The following is a 16,168-nucleotide window of genomic DNA, read 5'->3' as shown; positions in this document are numbered from 1 at the left end:
CCCCGAGAATGCCGCGCCCAATGCCGACCAGCAACCGGTAAGTACTGGGTCAGGCCGCCGAGCGGGCCGACTGCAGCCCGCCATGTTCGACGATGAAGTCGATGACTTCCTGCAGTCCCTTGCCGCGCGATAGATCGGTGAAGCCGAACGGGCGCTTGCCCCGCATTCGGGCGGCGTCGCTCTCCATGACATCGAGGTTGACGTTTACATAGGGCGCCAGATCGCTCTTGTTGATGACCAGGAAATCGGAACGGGTGATCGCCGGCCCGCCCTTCCTGGGGATTTCCTCGCCCTGGCAAACCGAGATGACATAGAGGGTCAGGTCGGCAAGGTCCGGCGAGAAGGTGGCGGCAAGATTGTCGCCGCCGGATTCGATGAAGACGATGTCGAGATCGGGGAATTTCCTGTTCAGCCCGGCGATCGCCTGCAAATTGATCGAGGCGTCCTCACGGATGGCGGTGTGCGGGCAGCCGCCGGTCTCCACGCCGACGATGCGGTCCTCAGGCAGCGCCTGCAGGCGAGCCAGCATCATGGCGTCTTCCTTGGTGTAGATGTCGTTGGTGACGACGGCGATGGAGAAATCGTCGCGCAGCGCCTTGCAGAGCTTTTCCGTCAATGTCGTCTTGCCGGAGCCGACGGGACCGCCGATGCCGATGCGCAGGGGACCGTTGGCCTGAGTCATAGCGAAAAATCCGTCATGCCGAAAACTCCGTGATGGCGAGGATGGCGAAGCTGAGCCCGATCAACAGGCAGAGCGGCGAATAGAAGCTGACATCGAGCCGCGCAAAAGGCTGTTCCGGCGCAAGACGGCGCCACCACGGCGTGAAGCCGGCAATGCCGCGGCCGAGGAAGACCAGCCCTATGAGCAGCGCTGTGGCGGCAAGGCCTTCCCTTGGAAAGGGGGTGGCGAAGACCCCGGTCAGCGCCAGCGGCCACAGGGTTGCGAGGCACAGGCACGCGGCAACGGCGAGACAGGCAAACGGCGTCGGCATCTCGTCGACGCCGCGAAAGCCGACGACGGCGTGGGCGCAGGAGACGCCGTCCCTGCCCGGCCAGATGCCGCCAAGGCCCCAATAGACATGCAGCGCGGTGATCAGCAGCAGGACGGCCGAGAGGGCGAAGGCGAGGACGATCATGAGCGGAACAGCCTGGAATACTGCGTCTCGTGCTTCATCGCCATGATGTCGGAGATGAAGGCGCAGCCGCCGAGATCGTCCAATGTCGAGCCGGCGGCGCGCGCGGCCGTCGACAGCGCCAACGGCTCGAAGCCGGCGAGCAAGGCCATAGCGTCCGTCTGGCCGACGATTCCGAGTCGGATCGCCGCCTGGACGAGGTTGGAGAAGAAGGCCTGCAGGAAGGCCGACATCGCGTCCTGAAGCGCGATGCCGTTGCCGCCGGCAACGGCGCCGACGGCGACACAGTAGGCGCATTCGGCCGGCAGGCGGCCCAATACCGGATTCGCCCACGCCGCTGCCGCTTTCAGGAAGGCGGCGCCTTGCAGCATGGTTTCGGTGTGGCGCTCACGCGAGCCGGCCAGCGCTTCGGCGAGATCGGCAATTTCATGGAGGTCGCCTTCATGGAGGTCGCCGCCGTCGCGGGCGCGGCGCCAGCTTTCCGCGAAGAGCACGGCGTCGTTCCAGCCCGAGCCCATCTCGACCAGCGTCTCCAGCCAGAAGGCGAGGCTGGCGGTATCGGCAACCAGCCCGTCTTGCCCGGCGCGTTCGAGACCATGGCTGTAGGCAAAGCCGCCGACCGGAAAGGCCGGCGACAGCCACGCCATGAGCCGCAGCAAAGCGATGCCGGACGGCTGGTCAGTCATGATCGTGATGATGCCCGTCATGGGAATGGCTGTGCGAATGCGACTCGCTGTGTGCGTGGGAACGTCCATCATGGGAATGCGCTTCGGCGTGCGCATGCGCATGGCCATGATCATGACCATGCGCACCTTGGGCGGAATAGGCGCCGCGCACCGGCTTGAACGGTTCGGAGACTTCGCGCACCGTGGCGCCCAGCCCTTCCAGCATAGCCTTGATAACATGGTCGCGCAAAATCAGGATGCGGCTGGGCTCAATCGCAGCCGCCAGATGCCGGTTGCCGATATGCCAGGCGAGTTCGGTCAGATGCACGGCGTGGCGGGCGCGGATGTCGTAGACCTCTTCGGGTGCCGCGGTGATCTCGACCTGGCCGCCATCCTCCAGCACCAGCCGGTCGCCATCGTTCAAGGTCACGGGTTCGGGCAGGTCGACCAGCACCTTGCTGCCGTCGGCAAGCTCGATGGCGCGGCGGCGCAAATGACGCTCGTCATGGGGCAGGACGGCACGGCCGGATGGCGGCGTAGTTCCGGCAGTGCCGGCAGGCACCACCGAGACGGCCCGGGGGAACTTGGTGAAGTCGGTGTTCAGGTTGAGTTTCATCGCATGGCTCCACCGTTAGCCTGGGCTCTCGCACGGGCAGGCCGCGCCAGGACGCGGTCGAAATACGCGTTGACGCGCTCGGATTCGATCGGAAATTTTCCGGCGCGGGCCCAGCCGCCCATGTCGCCCAACAGCACGTCGACGGCGGAAAACCGGTCGCCCAGCGCAAACTCCCGATCCCCCAGCCGGCCGTCGAGCGCCTTGGCCTCCGAGGCGAAATCGTAGGCGGCGGCGGGGCCGACATCGACCCGCACGTCCTTCGGCAACAGGAAGCGGTGGCGCAGCTTGTTCCACAGCGGCGCTTCGAACTCGGACTGGGCAAAATGCATCCAGGAATCCATTTCGGCGCGTCCGGCCACACCTGGATTGGCGCCCATGCCTTTGTCGGCGTGCTTGTCGGCGAGATAGACGCAGATTGCCGCCGAATCAGTCACCGTCAGTTCGCCATCGATCAGGATCGGCACCTTGCCCGACGGGTTGAGCGCATAGGCTTCGGGCGAACGCAATTTGACCTCGACGAATTCATAGGGCTGCCCGAGTTCCTCGAGCATCCACAGAACGCGGCTGACGCGGGATCCACGCGATCCGATGGCCTTGTACATGGTTGAACCCTCTTTCCTGCGACCCTAAACCATAGCCACTGTTCAGACGATGGTGTCGAAGAGCCGCAGGATGAACGATATCTGATAGATCAGCGTGCCGGCGACGAAGGCGATGTGGAAGCGGCGGTCACGCACCAGTATGGCGGCGATGCACAACACCACGAAAACCGGCGTTCGGAACAGATATTCATTGCCGTAGCGGGCGAAATGCTCGGGACCCTTCAGCAGCGTGTCGACGACGTCGAGCAGATAGCTCGTCGCCAGCAGGCCGAAGAACCAGCCACGGCGTGAATAGAAGAAATCCTCGTAGCTGGTGTAGTCGAGCATCGAATCCGGAAACAGCAGCGCGCACAGCAGGAACAGCGTGATGGCGTAGAAGATCAGGAACAGGTACTTGCCGAAAGTCCAGACCTCTATGGTGTAGAGGCCGAACTCCCACCACCAGAAGTGCACCAGCAGCAACAGCATGGAGGCGACCCAGCCGAGGTGCACGGGATAGAGCCTGTACTGGCCGGGATGCTGGACGATGCGCGCCACCCCCGACAGCAGGCGAGCGACGCCAAGTCCGATCACCATGCCCATGACGATGCGGATATGCGGGAAGATATCGTGGGCGGAGGCTATTTCGGTGGCCATGACCTGCTACGCGGTTTCTTTGAGCCGCATATTGCGAGGGGCGATTTGATCGACCCGGCAAATTCCGTTGCGAGCCGGTCGGTGCCGCCGCCTCAAAACAGGAAATACCGCTGCGCCATCGGCAGCACGGTTGCCGGCTCGCAAGTCAAGAGTTCGCCATCGGCGCGAACCTCATAGGTTTCGGGATCGACCTCGATATGCGGCGTGGCGTCGTTGAGGATCATCGAGTGCTTGCCGATGCCGCCGCGGGTATTTTCGACCGCGACGAACTGCTTGTCGACGCCGAGCCTGCCATGCAGGCCGGACTCCAGCGCCGCCTTCGAAACGAAGGTCACCGACGAGTTGGTCCTGGCCTTGCCATAGGCGCCGAACATCGGGCGGTAGTGCATCGGCTGCGGTGTCGGGATAGAGGCGTTTGGGTCGCCCATCGGGGCTGCGGCTATCATGCCGCCGATCAGCACCATGTCGGGCTTGACGCCGAAGAAGGCTGGGTTCCACAGCACCAGATCGGCGCGCTTGCCGACCGCGATCGAACCGATGTCCCTGGAAAGGCCATGCGCGATTGCCGGGTTGATGGTGTATTTGGCGATGTAGCGGCGGACGCGGAAATTGTCGTTGTTGCCGGTCTCCTGCGGCAATGACCCGCGCTGGCGCTTCATCTTGTCGGCGGTCTGCCAGGTGCGGATCGCCACCTCGCCGACGCGGCCCATTGCCTGCGAGTCCGACGAGATGATCGAGAAGGCGCCGATGTCATGCAGAATGTCTTCCGCCGCGATGGTTTCCTTGCGGATGCGGCTTTCGGCAAAGGCGATGTCTTCGGGGATCGACGGCGACAGATGATGGCAGACCATCAGCATGTCGAGATGCTCGGCCAGCGTGTTGACGGTGTAGGGCCGGGTCGGGTTGGTCGAGGACGGGATGACGTTGGGCAGGCCGCAAACCTTGATGATGTCAGGCGCATGGCCGCCGCCGGCACCCTCGGTGTGGAAGGCGTGGATGGTGCGGCCCTTGATGGCGGCGACGGTGTTCTCGACGAAGCCGGATTCGTTCAGCGTGTCGGTGTGGATCATCACCTGCACGTCGTAATCGTCGGCAACCGACAGGCAGCAGTCGATGGCCGCCGGCGTCGTGCCCCAGTCCTCGTGCAGCTTCAGCGAGCAGGCGCCGCCCAGCACCATTTCCTCGAGCGCCGCCGGCAGCGAGGCATTGCCCTTGCCGGACAGGCCGATGTTCATCGGGAAAGCGTCGAAGGACTGGATCATGCGCGCCATGTGCCAGGGTCCCGGCGTGCAGGTGGTGGCCAGCGTGCCATGCGCCGGGCCGGTGCCGCCGCCGAGCATGGTGGTGATGCCCGACATCAGCGCTTCGTCGATCTGCTGCGGGCAGATGAAGTGGATGTGCGCGTCGAAGCCGCCGGCGGTCAGGATCTTGCCCTCGCCGGCGATGATCTCGGTACCGGGGCCGATGATGATGGTGACACCGTCCTGCGTGTCGGGATTGCCGGCCTTGCCGATCGCCGCGATGCGGCCGTCCCTGAGACCTATATCGGCCTTGAAGATGCCGGCAGTGGCATCGACCACCAGCGCGTTGGTGATGACCGTGTCGACCGCGCCGCCGGCGCGCGACACCTGGCTCTGGCCCATGCCGTCGCGGATGACCTTGCCGCCGCCGAATTTCACCTCCTCGCCATGGACGGTGAGGTCCTTTTCGACCTCGATAAACAGCTCGGTATCGGCCAGGCGCACTCTGTCGCCGACCGTCGGGCCATACATCTGCGCGTAGGCGGCGCGGGTAATTCTAGCCATCAGTCAATGCTCCCCAAACGAGAGTCCGGCCGCAGCCGAACTCCACATCGTCGCCATCCAATGGTCATGCAATGACCCGCTCGGCGACACCTTCTGATCCCATTTGGCCGTTGAGGTGGCCGTGCCACCCCAAACCGCCCGTTTGCCAAACCCTTGGCCAAATCGATGAAAGGAAAATACATGCGCAAAATCATCGTTCTTGCAGCCGCCGCCACGCTGGCCTCCGCAACCGTAGCCGGCGCCCAGCAGCAGCCCACGCCGCAACCGAAGCCGGCGGCGCCCAGCGCTCAGCCGGCGGCGCCGGCGATCCAGAAGGTCAACATCGTCGATATCAGCGAATTGCCCAAGGCCACCCAGACGCAGGTCAATCAGGTGATCGCCCAGCGTGGCGATGCCGGGCTGCAGAAACTGCGCTCTTCGATCGACGCGACGCCGCAGATCAAGTCGGCGCTCGAAGCCAAGGGGCTCACCTCGGCACAGGTGGTCGCCGCCAGCATGACCACCGATGGCGCGCTGACCCTTGTCACCAAGAAGGCAAGCTGAAAGAAGCGCTTGGCGGGCCGGCACCCGGCCCGCCAGCCCACAGGGAACCTTCGCCCGACAGGAGGCGTTTCGTTCCTTTGGCGCCGAACGGCGTTGCACAGAAAAGTCCACCAGGAGCGAGCAATGCCTGTCTTTGCCGACACCAGATGGCTCCAGAGCCTTGCTGCCTGCACATTTCTCGCAGCTTTCGGCCCGCAAGCCGCGCAAGGTCTTGAAAGCGCTGACGCCGTCAACCGGGCCGACACCGTCAACAGGATCGTCGGCTCCGATGTCCGGCAGGAGGAGGCGCGGACGGAACCACAGACCAACAAGATCATCACCGCGATCGAGCGGACGCGTGAGAACATCGGCGCCGTGCGCAAGACGTCCAAGCTCGATACTGTGGATATCGTCTTCCTCACCGACGCGGCGCGCAGCGAAGGCGGCCCGCCGCCGGCGGTCGAGAGCAAGGTCGAACAGCATCAGGATGACATTGCGGAACTGCGCAAGGAGATCGACGCCAACGCCTTGCTGTTCAACGCCATCGATTCGCGGCGCGTGCTTACGGAAGACGTCCTTGCGGTGGAATTCGACGGCTCGGCAAGAATCGTCATCTACGCGGCGGCCAGGCCGTCGAACTGACCTCAGGGCGCCCGACCCCGTCGATCTCACAGCCTGCCCATGATCTTCTGCTGAAAACCGTAGACCTCGCGTTTTCCTCCGAACGGCACCAGCGTGACGTCCCGCTCTTGTCCCGGTTCGAAGCGCATCGCGGTGCCGGCGGCAATGTCCAGACGCATGCCGCGCGCTTTGTCGCGGTCGAATTTCAACCCCTCATTGGTCTCGAAGAAATGGTAGTGGCTGCCGACCTGGATCGGCCGGTCGCCGCTGTTGGCGACCTTCAGCGTCACCGTCGGCAGCCCCTTGTTGAGCTCGATGTCGCCGCTTGCGGTGATGATTTCGCCGGGAATCATCGTTAGCCTCACAAAACGCCGAAGACCAGGCCGCCGCCGACTGCAGCACAAGCGGCGCCAGCGGCGCGGGCAAGCCCGCGAAAGCGCATGCCGAGGCCAAGGCCGGCAGCGATGCCCATGGCATGGAGAAGTGCGGTGGCAACGGCAAAGCCGGCCATATAGTCAAGCCCACCTGCATTTTCCGGCACTTCGGTGCCGTGGGCATGGCCATGGAACAGCGCGAACAGGCCGATGATGGCGACTCCGGCCGAGACCGGCAGATCGACCGCCAACGCCACCAGCAAGCCAAGCGCGACGACGGAGGCAAGGATGCCCGGTTCGACGAAAGGCACCGGCACGTGGAGCATGCCGAGCGCGCCGCCGACCAGCATGACGCCGACAAAGGCCAGCGGCCAGGCCCAGATCGCCTTGCCGCCCTTGAGCGCCGCCCACAGGCCGACGGCTACCATGACGGTCATATGGTCGAGGCCGGACAGCGGATGCGCGAAGCCCGCCGCGAAGGACGAGGTCGTGCCGATGCCGACATGGGCATAGGCGGGCATCGCCGCCGCCAGCAGCAGGATCGCTGCAAGCGTGGTGCGTTTGGTTGAAGCAGAGATCATCGGTCTTCCCTTCGAAGTCACGAAAACAATCACGCAGCCTTGCGCGGGCCGCAGCCCTCGGCCTTGAGCACGCGTTGGGTCGAGGCCGGATATTTCACCAGTTTCTCCACTGGGCGGATCGGGCGTGCGGAAAAATTGCCGCCGCAGTTCGGGCAGACGCCGCCCAGCACATGTTCAGCGCAGTCAGCGCAGAAGGTGCATTCAAAGGTGCAGATCAGCGCGTCCGCCGCTTCCGGCGGCAGGTCCTTGTCGCAGCATTCGCAATTCGGTCGCAGCTCCAGCATCGTTTTCTCCTCACCTGATCGGTTCGTGAACGGTCACCAGCTTGGTGCCGTCGGGAAAGGTCGCCTCGACCTGCACGTCGTGGATCATCTCGGCGATGCCTTCCATCACCTGCGCGCGGGTGATGACATGGGCGCCGGCCTCCATCAGTTCGGCGACCGGGCGGCCGTCGCGGGCGCCCTCGACGACGAAATCGGTGATCAGCGCGATCGCTTCGGGGTGATTGAGCTTGACGCCGCGTTCCAGCCGCTTGCGCGCCACGATCGCCGCCATGGCGATGAGCAGCTTGTCCTTTTCACGCGGCGTCAGGTTCATGCGCTTTCCTGGATTTGGCCTGTATTTGGCTCAGAGTGACCATAATTTGGGCAGACCCGCCCGCCCGTTGAGCAGTTCGACGAGCGGAACCAGCCGCTTGCGCAGCTGATAGCCGTCCTCGGCAAACAGCCTCGCAAGAAGCTTGCCAGATTTTTTGACGCTCCAGGCGCTGGCATCGCCGTCGGCGCCGACGATGTCGCGGGCCGGATCGAGCAAGGCTTCGGCCTGCGGCGAGACCATCAGCAGCGTCGCAGCGGCAATGGCGCCGCCGGCGACCGCCGGGCGGCCAAGTGCCGCCGCGATAGCCGGCCCGATGCGGAAATCCTCGGCATGAACGAGCGCACCATCCTGGCGGACACGCCAACGGTCGTGGAAATGGCCGTGCGCGGCCTCTTCGCCCATGGCGAGGCGGCCGAATATGGTGGCTTCAAGCAGCAATGCCTCGGCGCCTGCGGCAAGCTCGACCTCGAGCGTGCGGGCAAAGGCCGAGCGGTCGAAGACGATGGTTTCCTGGGGCAGCCAGGCGATACGCCCGCCCGCGCCGACGCTGAGCTTCACCCGAACTTCGGCGCGGTCGCTAGCGGCACGATAGATCTTTTCGCAGGCCTGGGTGGTTATCGAGGCGGAGGCACCTGGCCCGACATCGATTTCCCAGCCGAGCCGATCGCCGCCGGTCAGACCGCCGGCGGTGTTGATGAGCACGGCTTCGAGCGGATCGGCCGCAACGGCCGGCATGCGGATTTTGGCCGAGCCGTCCTGATAGAGGCGCAAAAGCCGGGTGCGTCCATCCCTGACGCCGCACGCAAGCCGGGCCGCCCCGGCCGCGCGCTGGGCCGGAAGAGCTGGGATCAAGACATGCTGCAACGTATCCACGGCGCTAACGTTAAGCACTCCCGGCGCTTTGTCGATATGGTGCTTGTTGATATAGCTTGTTGCTTGACAGCGTTTCCGTTTCTATAGAGGGAGCCTCTTTGGAACGGTCATGCTGCGCCTGGCGGGTTTTTGAAGGCGACGGCGATTTCAGTCCAGGCAACAGGGGCGCCAACCAATCGGCACCGCGACGTTATAAAATTGGGGAAGGAATCGAATGGCTGACGAGCTGGCAACGGAAATCATCGCCAAGATCAGGGCACATGCGGAGCCCGGTGGCGAAGAGATCACCACCAATACGGAATTGACCGCGCTTGGCATCCATTCCCTGGAACTGACCGAGATCATCTTCGATCTCGAGGAGCAGTACGGCATCGAGATCGAGATGAACACGGTCGATGCCTGGAGCAATCTCAAGAATGTCGGCGATATGGTTGAGGCTGTTCGCGCGCTGATTGCGAAAAAAGCCTGAGCTGAATGCAAAAGCGCGTCGTCATTACCGGCATCGGCGGCATATGCGGGCTCGGCGCCAATGCGCCTGCAATCTGGAACGAAATGCGGGCCGGCCGATCGGCCATCGGTCAAATCAGCAATCCCGGTTTGCATGATTTGAAGGTCAAGGTCGGCTGCGAAATCAAGACGCTGCCCGACCATGGCATCAGCCACAAGCAGACCGTGTCGATGGACCGCTTCAGCCTTTTGGCGACGATTGCCGCGCGCGAAGCCATGCAGCATGCCGGCCTGACATCGACTGAAGCAACCACCTACCGGATGGGCGCGGTTGTCGGCGTCGGCGTCTGCGGCTGGGAGGCGATCGAGGAGAACTATCGCGCCATCCTGGTAGACGGCAAGAACCGGGCCGGCATCTTCACCGTGCCGAAAGTGATGCCGAGTGCGGCATCCGGCCATGTCAGCATGAATCTCGGCCTGCGCGGGCCGGTGTTCGGCGTCACTTCGGCCTGCTCCTCGTCCAATCACGCCTTTGCCTCGGCGGTCGACCAGATCCGGCTCGGCCGCGCCGATGTCATGGTCGCCGGCGGCACCGACGCGCCGCTGCTTTGGGGCATCCTGAAGGGCTGGGAGGCCCTGCGGGTGCTGGCGCCCGATACCTGCCGGCCGTTCTCGGCCGATCGCCAAGGCCTGTCGCTCGGCGAAGGTGCTGGAATGGCGGTGCTGGAAACGTATGAACACGCCATGGCGCGCGGCGCGACCATTCTGGCCGAATTTGCCGGAGCCGGCCTTTCCGCCGACGCTTCCGATATCGTCGCGCCGACTGTCGAGGGACCGACGGCGGCGATGCGCGCCTGCCTGGCGGACGCCGGGCTCAATCCCGAGGACGTCGACTATCTCAACGCCCACGGCACCGGCACCAAGGCCAACGACCAGATCGAGACGGCGGCAATCAAGCGCGTCTTCGGCGACCATGCCTATAAGCTGTCGGTGTCGTCGACCAAGTCGATGCATGCCCATTGCCTCGGCGCCTCGGGCGGCCTGGAAATGATCGCCTGCGTGATGGCGATCCGCGAAGGCATCGTGCCGCCGACGGCCAATTTCCGGCAGGCCGACCCCGACTGCGATCTCGACATCACGCCGAATGTGGCGCGCGAGCGCAAGGTGCGCGCGGCGATCAGCAACGGTTTTGCCTTCGGCGGCACCAATGCCGTGGTGGCGTTCAAGGCGGTCTGACGGCAAGCGACTGGCCTGAGCGACTGGCCCTGAATGACTGCGAAGACGGTGTGTGCACCTTCGACCGGTTGATCGGCAAAGAAGCCGAGGATAATCCTTCGCAACTCGCCAGACGGCGCGATACCGCGCCAAATTCCCGACCGGAGCTTTCGATGACCGACCTGTCCGCCTTTCCGATCACCAAGCGCTGGCCGGCCAGCCACCCCGACCGCCTGCAGCTCTATTCCGCGACGACGCCGAATGGGGTGAAAGTCTCGATCGCGCTGGAAGAACTCGGCCTCCCCTACGAGGCGCATCTGGTGGATATCGGCAAGGACCAGAGCTGGACGCCGGAATTCCTGTCGCTGAACCCGAACGGCAAGATACCTGCGATCATCGACCCCGACGGGCCGGGCGGCAGGCCATTCGGCCTGTTCGAATCCGGCGCCATCCTGCTCTACCTCACCGACAAGACCGGCAAGCTGATCCCTGCCGATCCGGCGCGGCGCTACGAGACCATCCAATGGGTGTTCTTCCAGATGGCGGCGATCGGGCCGATTTTCGGACAGGTCGGGTTTTTCAACAAATTCGCCGGACGCGAGATCGCCGACAAGCGGCCGCTGGATCGCTACCGCAATGAATCGCGGCGGCTGATCGGGGTGCTGGAGACGCGGCTGAAGGGTCGAACCTGGATCATGGACGACGACTATACCATCGCCGACATTTCGATGCTGGGCTGGGTGCGCAATCTGATCGGCTTCTACGAGGCGCGCGAACTCGTCGGCTTCGACGACTTCCCCACCGTCGCGGCATGGCTGGAGCGCGGGCTGGCGCGGCCCGCGGTGCAGCGCGGCCTGACCATTCCCGCCAGGAATTGACCTCGGCCAGCCGAAGCAGCCGGGTCTATTTCGCCTTGGCCTTGCTTTTCGAGCCGCCCTTGCCGATGACGGACGCAGCGAGCGACGCAGCGCCCCTGGCTGTCGCCGCCACCGCACCAGCGGCGACATTGGCGGTCGCCTTGACGGTGCGCATCGCGCCGCCGGCCACCGAGCCGCTGCTTGCCGGCTTCTTGGGTTTGGCGGTTTTCGCCGTCACCTTTGCCGTCGCCACCGGTTCTACCTTCTTTGGCGCCGCTTTGCCGAAAGCCGGCTTTGCGTCCTTGGACCGCTCGGCGATCGCCGGGCCGGCGCCTGCCTTCGCCTGCGTGGCCTTTGCCTGCCTGGCTTTGGGTTGAGCGGTCTTGCTCTTGGCGGGTGTTTTTGCCTTGGTTGCCATCTGACGGTTCCCTCACGGCGGCACGATTGCCGATGAGAGATAACGACCTGAAAGTCTTAAGGTTCCCGTTCCGAAGTCCAGCGAACTATGCGGGATCGCCAACAACCAGGTCGGCGGACCTGCGACGGCCGAGCACGCGATCGATGTTGGGCATGTCGTTGGAAGCGATCCAAGCGCGGGCGTCTTCGTCGGAGCGGCCATGCTCGTGCCAGCGCACCAGAAGGCGGCGCTCGAGTTCGGCACGCGGCACATCGACAAAGATGGTGAAGTCGAACAGCGGCGCCAGCCGCGACCACGGCTCCTCGTCCAGCAGGAGGTAATTGCCTTCGACCAGGATGAACTTGGTCTCGGCGGCAACGATGGAGGCGGCGGCGCGCGACAATTCCATGCTGCGGTCGAACACCGGAATGGCGATGTCTGGCTCGCCCGAACGGATGCGCTTCAACAGCGTCTCGAAGCCGGCGAAGTCGAAAGTCTCCGGCGCGCCCTTTCTTGACCGCAGGCCGCGCTGGTCGAGCACGATGTCATCATAGTGGAAGCCGTCCATCGGCACGACTTCAGCCGCGCCCTCCGGCAACAGATCATGCAGGCCGGCCGAGAGCGTCGACTTGCCGGCGCCGGGCGGGCCGGCAATGGCGACGATGAAGCGTTTCGCCTTGCCGGCGCGCTTGAAGATGGTGGCGGCGAGATGGGCGATTTCGGACATTGGGCGCTTCCAGTTATGCTTTGCATCTTGTCGGCAGTTTGAGGAAATTTCAAACCGCGATTTGGGCAATCTCACGACATCCGCCACGTCAGCGCTGCCCCTCGTCGCCCTGCCGGTGTGCAGCCGATAGATGGGTAACACTTCTCCCCCTATGCGTCCGCCGCAGCGCCAAGCAGATTGGTTGGCGCGGCGGTGCGGCGGACAAGCTCCATGTGCCGTGTGTCGAGGATGCCGGCAGGCAGGTGAGGGGCAGGGCCAGCGTTCGAAAATCAGCCGGGCTGGCCGATCCGCAGGAAATCGCTGTCGAATGCGACATCGCGGGTCGAACCATCGGCTCCGGTGAGATGCATGTGACCTGAGGCTGTCCCGATAGCGCGCGGCGGCTCGCCGCTCGCCAGCGGCAGCGTGCCGATGACATGGCGGAAGGAGACTTCGCCGCCGAGGGTAAAAGCGGTCGCGACCCCTTCGCGCTTCAGCCAATTGTCGTCGATCGATGCGGCATGGCCGATGGCGGCGCGGCCGTCCTCGATGCCGAGCACGCCGCGATGGCGGCTGCTCCACGGCGCGTAGTCGCGGCCGCCATTGCTGAACCACAGCATGGTGACCGGAAGCTCCGCCGGGTTCTTCAGCACCAGCACCAGATCCTGTTCGGCCCGGCGCGCCAGCGCCGTCCAGCCCGGACCGTCATGATCGGCTTCGACCAGGGTGATGAAATCCTCGCGCTCATCCTCCATGCGGTAGTCGGTGAGATCGAGCGTGCCGCCGCCAGTGGCTGGAAAGCGCGTCAGATCGGTCGAGCGGGCGGGATAGGAAAGCTTGAAGCGGCCGCGGGCCGGATCGGGCTCCAGCGGTGCGTCCAGTGTCCCGGCAAAGCGCTTCGGCGAAAAGGCCAGCCGGCCGCCATCGCGCATCGCCGCCATCGGATGGTGGGCGGCGGAGACCGCTCCGGAACCGCCGGAAAAGACATGCTCCTGATAGAGAAAGGGATGACTGTTGCGGAGCGTGAAGATCTTGTCGACCGTCGCGCCCATCACCGTGCGGCGCAACCGGAAGACGGCCCGCCAGCCGTCGGATGTCGCTTCGCTGACGGTGACATCCCAGGGGCTGTTGGCCGGCCAGCCATGCAGCGGTGCGGCCTCGATGTCGCTGGCCGAAAACGGTGCGCATAGGAAATCGCCCGACAGCCGCACCGTGCCTTCAGGCAGGTCCGGCGGCAGCGTCTCGCCGGCATCGATCCAGGGCGCGCGGTGCAGCGGCTTCAGCTGGCGGCCATCGCTGTCGACCGTTATGTCGGCGATATGGCCGACAGTGAGATCGAGCGTGACCGAAATGCCCTTTGCCTTGATCGTGACCGTATCCATCCGCGCACCTGCTGATTCTGATGGCAGCGAACAAACCCGCTCCGCGAGGGATGCGCAAGCACAGCGACCGGCATTTTGCATCAGGGCGATTTTTACCCTCCCCCTTGTGGGGAGGGTCGGCGAGCGATCGGAGCGAAGCGGAGATCGATCGACGGGGTGGGGGTAGCGCCCTACGAGGACCCCCACCCCGATCCGCTACGCGGATCGACCCTCCCCACATGGGGGAGGGTGGGCGCCTACTGCCGCTTATACTCGCGCACCGGCGACTTGGTGCCGTCGGTGTAGGTGACCTGCACCGCCATCGACGTCACGTTGTCGGCGACCTTGAAGTAAGGCTGGTAGTCATAAGGAATGGCGTACGGGTCCTTCTTGTCGCAAGGCGGCAGCTTGATCTCCCTGTCGAGCGCCGTGCCGTTCAAGCTGTAGCGCACCTCCTTGATGCCGCAGCGGAACGACAGCATCTGGGAGAAATAGACCAGGCCATGATTGCCGCTGGCGTCGAAGGCGATCCACGACGTCCAGAACTGGTCGAGGATCTGTTTGTTGCCCTGTTGCAGCGCTGCGTCCGGATCGAAACTTATGTTGAACGGCCCGGTCTCGCGGCCCCTGAGATCGAGATACTTGACCCCGATGGTGGTGGCCGTGGTGCTGTCGGGCAATTCGAAGCTCGGATTGGGCATCGGCTTGCCGGTGCGCTGGTCGTTCATCGCCATCAGCCCGGTGTCGGTGAACGGACCTGACACACCCATGCGCCAGGAAATGCCGGTCGCGGCCTCGGGCAGCGAGATGGAGATCGTCCAGCCGGCATTGGAGCGCATCGGCGTCAGCGTCGGGGCAAAGCGTGCTGGGTCGAGCACGTCGCCAAGCGCCGTCAGGCGGGTACGGCTGCGGTCGAGCCAGTCGGCGAGCTGCGTCTGGTCGACGAAATATTTGAGCAGCCCGCCTTCCTTTTCATAGGAGACGAACCTGGTCAGCGCCTCGGCCTCGCTGCGCTTGTCGGACAGCGACTGGACGCCGAGGCGATCCTCGGAAAACTCCTGCGCGAGCAGGTAATAGGCCGGTGCGAAATCCGGATTGGCGGCGATGAAGGCGTTGAGCTTGTCGAGACGCTGGGCATCGTCGAACTGCAGGATATGGACCAGCTTGATCGACAGCGCCTTGGCCTTGTCGGCCAGGGCGCCGAACACTTCGCGGGCGCCGGCCTTGCCGTCCTGCACGCGCAGCAGGGTGGCGAAGCGTGTGTAGGGATCGACGGCGTCGACGTCGAAACCGGCGAAAGCGAGATAGGAGCGCCGCGCATTCAGCATGTCGCCGGAAAGCTCGTAGACGCGGGCATTGTGATAGAATTCGTCCGGCCGCTTCGGCTCGGCGATCGTCCCGCCCTGCGCGGCCAATGCGGCAAAGCCCTTGGCGATGGTGTCGATCGAGGCGGCGATCTGCTCGGTGGTCGCCTGAAGCTTATCCGCCTGCTCGGCCTGTTTCTGCTGGCCGGCAGCGAGCGTTTCGGTCGTCTGCTTGACCGCCTCTACCGACTTTTGCGTCTGCGCGCCCTGCTCAGCCTGCTGCTGCTGGGTCGACGCAATTTCCTCGGTCTTCTTCGCCACCGCGTCGGTCGATTGCTTGACCTGGTCGACCGCCAGCTTCGTCTCGGTTACCGTTTGCTCGATCCTGGCCACCCTGGCCGAGACGATGCCCATCTGCTGCTGCAACTGGGCGATGGCCGGCACCAGGCCGGCGATCACACCGTTCTGCGAATTGGACTGCTGCTGCAGGCCATAGACGCCGCCGGCGACGGCGGCAGCGCTGGTGGCAAAGATCAGCGCCGGCAGCGCCTTGGCGGCCAGCACCAGCCGCAGAACGATGGCAATGGCGATGACGGCGGCGGCAACCGAAGCGACCAGCGCGATATAGGCGGCGAACGGCGCCAGCGGATTGAGGATGTCGGATGCGGCGCCGCCGATGAAAGCGACGCTGCCGGCCCATTTGCCGGTGCGGCTGAGCGAAGCCCTGATAAGAGATGGCGCAGCCGCGCCGATGTCACCGGTCATTGTCAAATCCCCCAAGCAATTGCCGCCTCTATAGCAGCACCGCGACCCCGCAGGCAAAACAGGACAGGAAGCAGGCGATTTCGGGAGGTTG

At 64.5% G+C, this 16,168-nt stretch carries 21 protein-coding genes; 5 read left to right on the top strand and 16 right to left on the bottom strand.

Features of this window, described 5'->3' with window-relative positions; translation table 11 throughout:
• Nucleotides 1-49 precede the first annotated feature (49 nt).
• From ureG to ureC, 7 genes are all read right to left on the bottom strand, one after another.
• Nucleotides 50-682, bottom strand: a complete 633-nt coding sequence (gene ureG, locus NKI05_RS08435; protein WP_023671240.1) for an urease accessory protein UreG — start codon at nucleotides 680-682, stop codon at nucleotides 50-52.
• A 13-nt stretch (nucleotides 683-695) separates the two neighbouring features.
• Nucleotides 696-1,136 (bottom strand): DUF3995 domain-containing protein, encoded by a 441-nt coding sequence (locus NKI05_RS08430; protein ID WP_023683597.1) that lies wholly within the window; start codon nucleotides 1,134-1,136, stop codon nucleotides 696-698.
• A complete protein-coding gene (locus NKI05_RS08425; RefSeq protein ID WP_023689159.1) occupies nucleotides 1,133-1,819 on the bottom strand; it encodes an urease accessory protein UreF in 687 nt (228 codons plus the stop codon). The genes NKI05_RS08430 and NKI05_RS08425 overlap by 4 nt, the downstream gene beginning before the upstream one ends.
• The gene (gene ureE, locus NKI05_RS08420) at nucleotides 1,812-2,414 is read right to left on the bottom strand and encodes an urease accessory protein UreE (RefSeq protein ID WP_023689158.1); all 603 of its coding nucleotides are present in this window, start codon (nucleotides 2,412-2,414) and stop codon (nucleotides 1,812-1,814) included. Before ureE ends, NKI05_RS08425 begins: the two co-directional genes overlap by 8 nt.
• Nucleotides 2,411-3,016 (bottom strand): glutathione S-transferase family protein, encoded by a 606-nt coding sequence (locus tag NKI05_RS08415; protein WP_023683600.1) that lies wholly within the window; start codon nucleotides 3,014-3,016, stop codon nucleotides 2,411-2,413. The genes ureE and NKI05_RS08415 overlap by 4 nt, the downstream gene beginning before the upstream one ends.
• Before the next feature lie 42 nt (nucleotides 3,017-3,058).
• Nucleotides 3,059-3,652 (bottom strand): hypothetical protein, encoded by a 594-nt coding sequence (locus NKI05_RS08410; protein ID WP_023816007.1) that lies wholly within the window; start codon nucleotides 3,650-3,652, stop codon nucleotides 3,059-3,061.
• A gap of 92 nt (nucleotides 3,653-3,744) precedes the next feature.
• Nucleotides 3,745-5,457: an urease subunit alpha gene (gene ureC / locus NKI05_RS08405; RefSeq protein ID WP_031195771.1), complete on the bottom strand. Its 1,713-nt coding sequence runs from the start codon at nucleotides 5,455-5,457 to the stop codon at nucleotides 3,745-3,747.
• 180 nt (nucleotides 5,458-5,637) lie between these two features.
• On the opposite strand from ureC, the gene NKI05_RS08400 reads away from it, so the two are divergent.
• A complete protein-coding gene (locus NKI05_RS08400) occupies nucleotides 5,638-6,000 on the top strand; it encodes a hypothetical protein (protein WP_023671233.1) in 363 nt (120 codons plus the stop codon).
• A gap of 123 nt (nucleotides 6,001-6,123) precedes the next feature.
• Nucleotides 6,124-6,621 carry a hypothetical protein gene (locus tag NKI05_RS08395; protein ID WP_023689155.1) on the top strand — a complete coding sequence of 166 codons (498 nt, stop codon included), beginning with the start codon at nucleotides 6,124-6,126 and terminating at the stop codon, nucleotides 6,619-6,621.
• A gap of 26 nt (nucleotides 6,622-6,647) precedes the next feature.
• On the opposite strand, the gene NKI05_RS08390 is transcribed toward NKI05_RS08395, so the two are convergent.
• From NKI05_RS08390 to NKI05_RS08370, 5 genes are read right to left on the bottom strand one after another with little or no spacing between them, the layout of a single operon-like run.
• On the bottom strand, nucleotides 6,648-6,953 hold the full coding sequence (locus tag NKI05_RS08390; RefSeq protein WP_023671231.1) for an urease subunit beta: 306 nt from the start codon (nucleotides 6,951-6,953) through the stop codon (nucleotides 6,648-6,650).
• A gap of 8 nt (nucleotides 6,954-6,961) precedes the next feature.
• Complete coding sequence (locus NKI05_RS08385; RefSeq protein ID WP_023671230.1) at nucleotides 6,962-7,555, bottom strand: HupE/UreJ family protein; 594 nt, start codon at nucleotides 7,553-7,555, stop codon at nucleotides 6,962-6,964.
• 29 nt (nucleotides 7,556-7,584) lie between these two features.
• Nucleotides 7,585-7,839 (bottom strand): DUF1272 domain-containing protein, encoded by a 255-nt coding sequence (locus tag NKI05_RS08380; RefSeq protein ID WP_023671229.1) that lies wholly within the window; start codon nucleotides 7,837-7,839, stop codon nucleotides 7,585-7,587.
• Nucleotides 7,840-7,849: 10 nt separating this feature from the next.
• The gene (locus NKI05_RS08375) at nucleotides 7,850-8,152 is read right to left on the bottom strand and encodes an urease subunit gamma (RefSeq protein ID WP_023671228.1); all 303 of its coding nucleotides are present in this window, start codon (nucleotides 8,150-8,152) and stop codon (nucleotides 7,850-7,852) included.
• A gap of 30 nt (nucleotides 8,153-8,182) precedes the next feature.
• Complete coding sequence (locus tag NKI05_RS08370; protein ID WP_081726189.1) at nucleotides 8,183-9,004, bottom strand: urease accessory protein UreD; 822 nt, start codon at nucleotides 9,002-9,004, stop codon at nucleotides 8,183-8,185.
• 235 nt (nucleotides 9,005-9,239) lie between these two features.
• Between NKI05_RS08370 and NKI05_RS08365 the strand changes: the two genes are divergently transcribed.
• The 3 genes from NKI05_RS08365 (at nucleotide 9,240) to NKI05_RS08355 (ending at nucleotide 11,565) form a co-directional block, all read left to right on the top strand.
• On the top strand, nucleotides 9,240-9,494 hold the full coding sequence (locus NKI05_RS08365) for an acyl carrier protein (RefSeq protein WP_023671226.1): 255 nt from the start codon (nucleotides 9,240-9,242) through the stop codon (nucleotides 9,492-9,494).
• Between the two features lie 5 nt (nucleotides 9,495-9,499).
• Nucleotides 9,500-10,708, top strand: coding sequence for a beta-ketoacyl-[acyl-carrier-protein] synthase family protein (locus tag NKI05_RS08360; protein WP_023671225.1), 1,209 nt, complete (start codon nucleotides 9,500-9,502; stop codon nucleotides 10,706-10,708).
• Nucleotides 10,709-10,860: 152 nt separating this feature from the next.
• Nucleotides 10,861-11,565, top strand: coding sequence for a glutathione S-transferase family protein (locus tag NKI05_RS08355; protein ID WP_023671224.1), 705 nt, complete (start codon nucleotides 10,861-10,863; stop codon nucleotides 11,563-11,565).
• A gap of 25 nt (nucleotides 11,566-11,590) precedes the next feature.
• Here NKI05_RS08355 and NKI05_RS08350 read toward each other — a convergent pair whose 3' ends face one another.
• The 4 genes from NKI05_RS08350 to NKI05_RS08335 all read right to left on the bottom strand — a co-directional run bounded on the left by NKI05_RS08350 (nucleotide 11,591) and on the right by NKI05_RS08335 (nucleotide 16,077).
• The gene (locus tag NKI05_RS08350; protein WP_023683605.1) at nucleotides 11,591-11,962 is read right to left on the bottom strand and encodes a hypothetical protein; all 372 of its coding nucleotides are present in this window, start codon (nucleotides 11,960-11,962) and stop codon (nucleotides 11,591-11,593) included.
• An 85-nt stretch (nucleotides 11,963-12,047) separates the two neighbouring features.
• Complete coding sequence (locus tag NKI05_RS08345) at nucleotides 12,048-12,668, bottom strand: nucleoside triphosphate hydrolase (RefSeq protein ID WP_023671222.1); 621 nt, start codon at nucleotides 12,666-12,668, stop codon at nucleotides 12,048-12,050.
• A 269-nt stretch (nucleotides 12,669-12,937) separates the two neighbouring features.
• Nucleotides 12,938-14,029 (bottom strand): hypothetical protein, encoded by a 1,092-nt coding sequence (locus tag NKI05_RS08340; RefSeq protein ID WP_023755467.1) that lies wholly within the window; start codon nucleotides 14,027-14,029, stop codon nucleotides 12,938-12,940.
• 236 nt (nucleotides 14,030-14,265) lie between these two features.
• Nucleotides 14,266-16,077 carry a methyl-accepting chemotaxis protein gene (locus NKI05_RS08335; RefSeq protein WP_023714517.1) on the bottom strand — a complete coding sequence of 604 codons (1,812 nt, stop codon included), beginning with the start codon at nucleotides 16,075-16,077 and terminating at the stop codon, nucleotides 14,266-14,268.
• Nucleotides 16,078-16,168: the final 91 nt, after the last annotated feature.

The organism is Mesorhizobium sp. M0771 (assembly GCF_040320155.1).
Lineage (GTDB): Bacteria > Pseudomonadota > Alphaproteobacteria > Rhizobiales > Rhizobiaceae > Mesorhizobium.
Note: the sequence above shows the minus strand (reverse complement) of the source record. Positions and strands in the feature narration are given on the sequence as shown.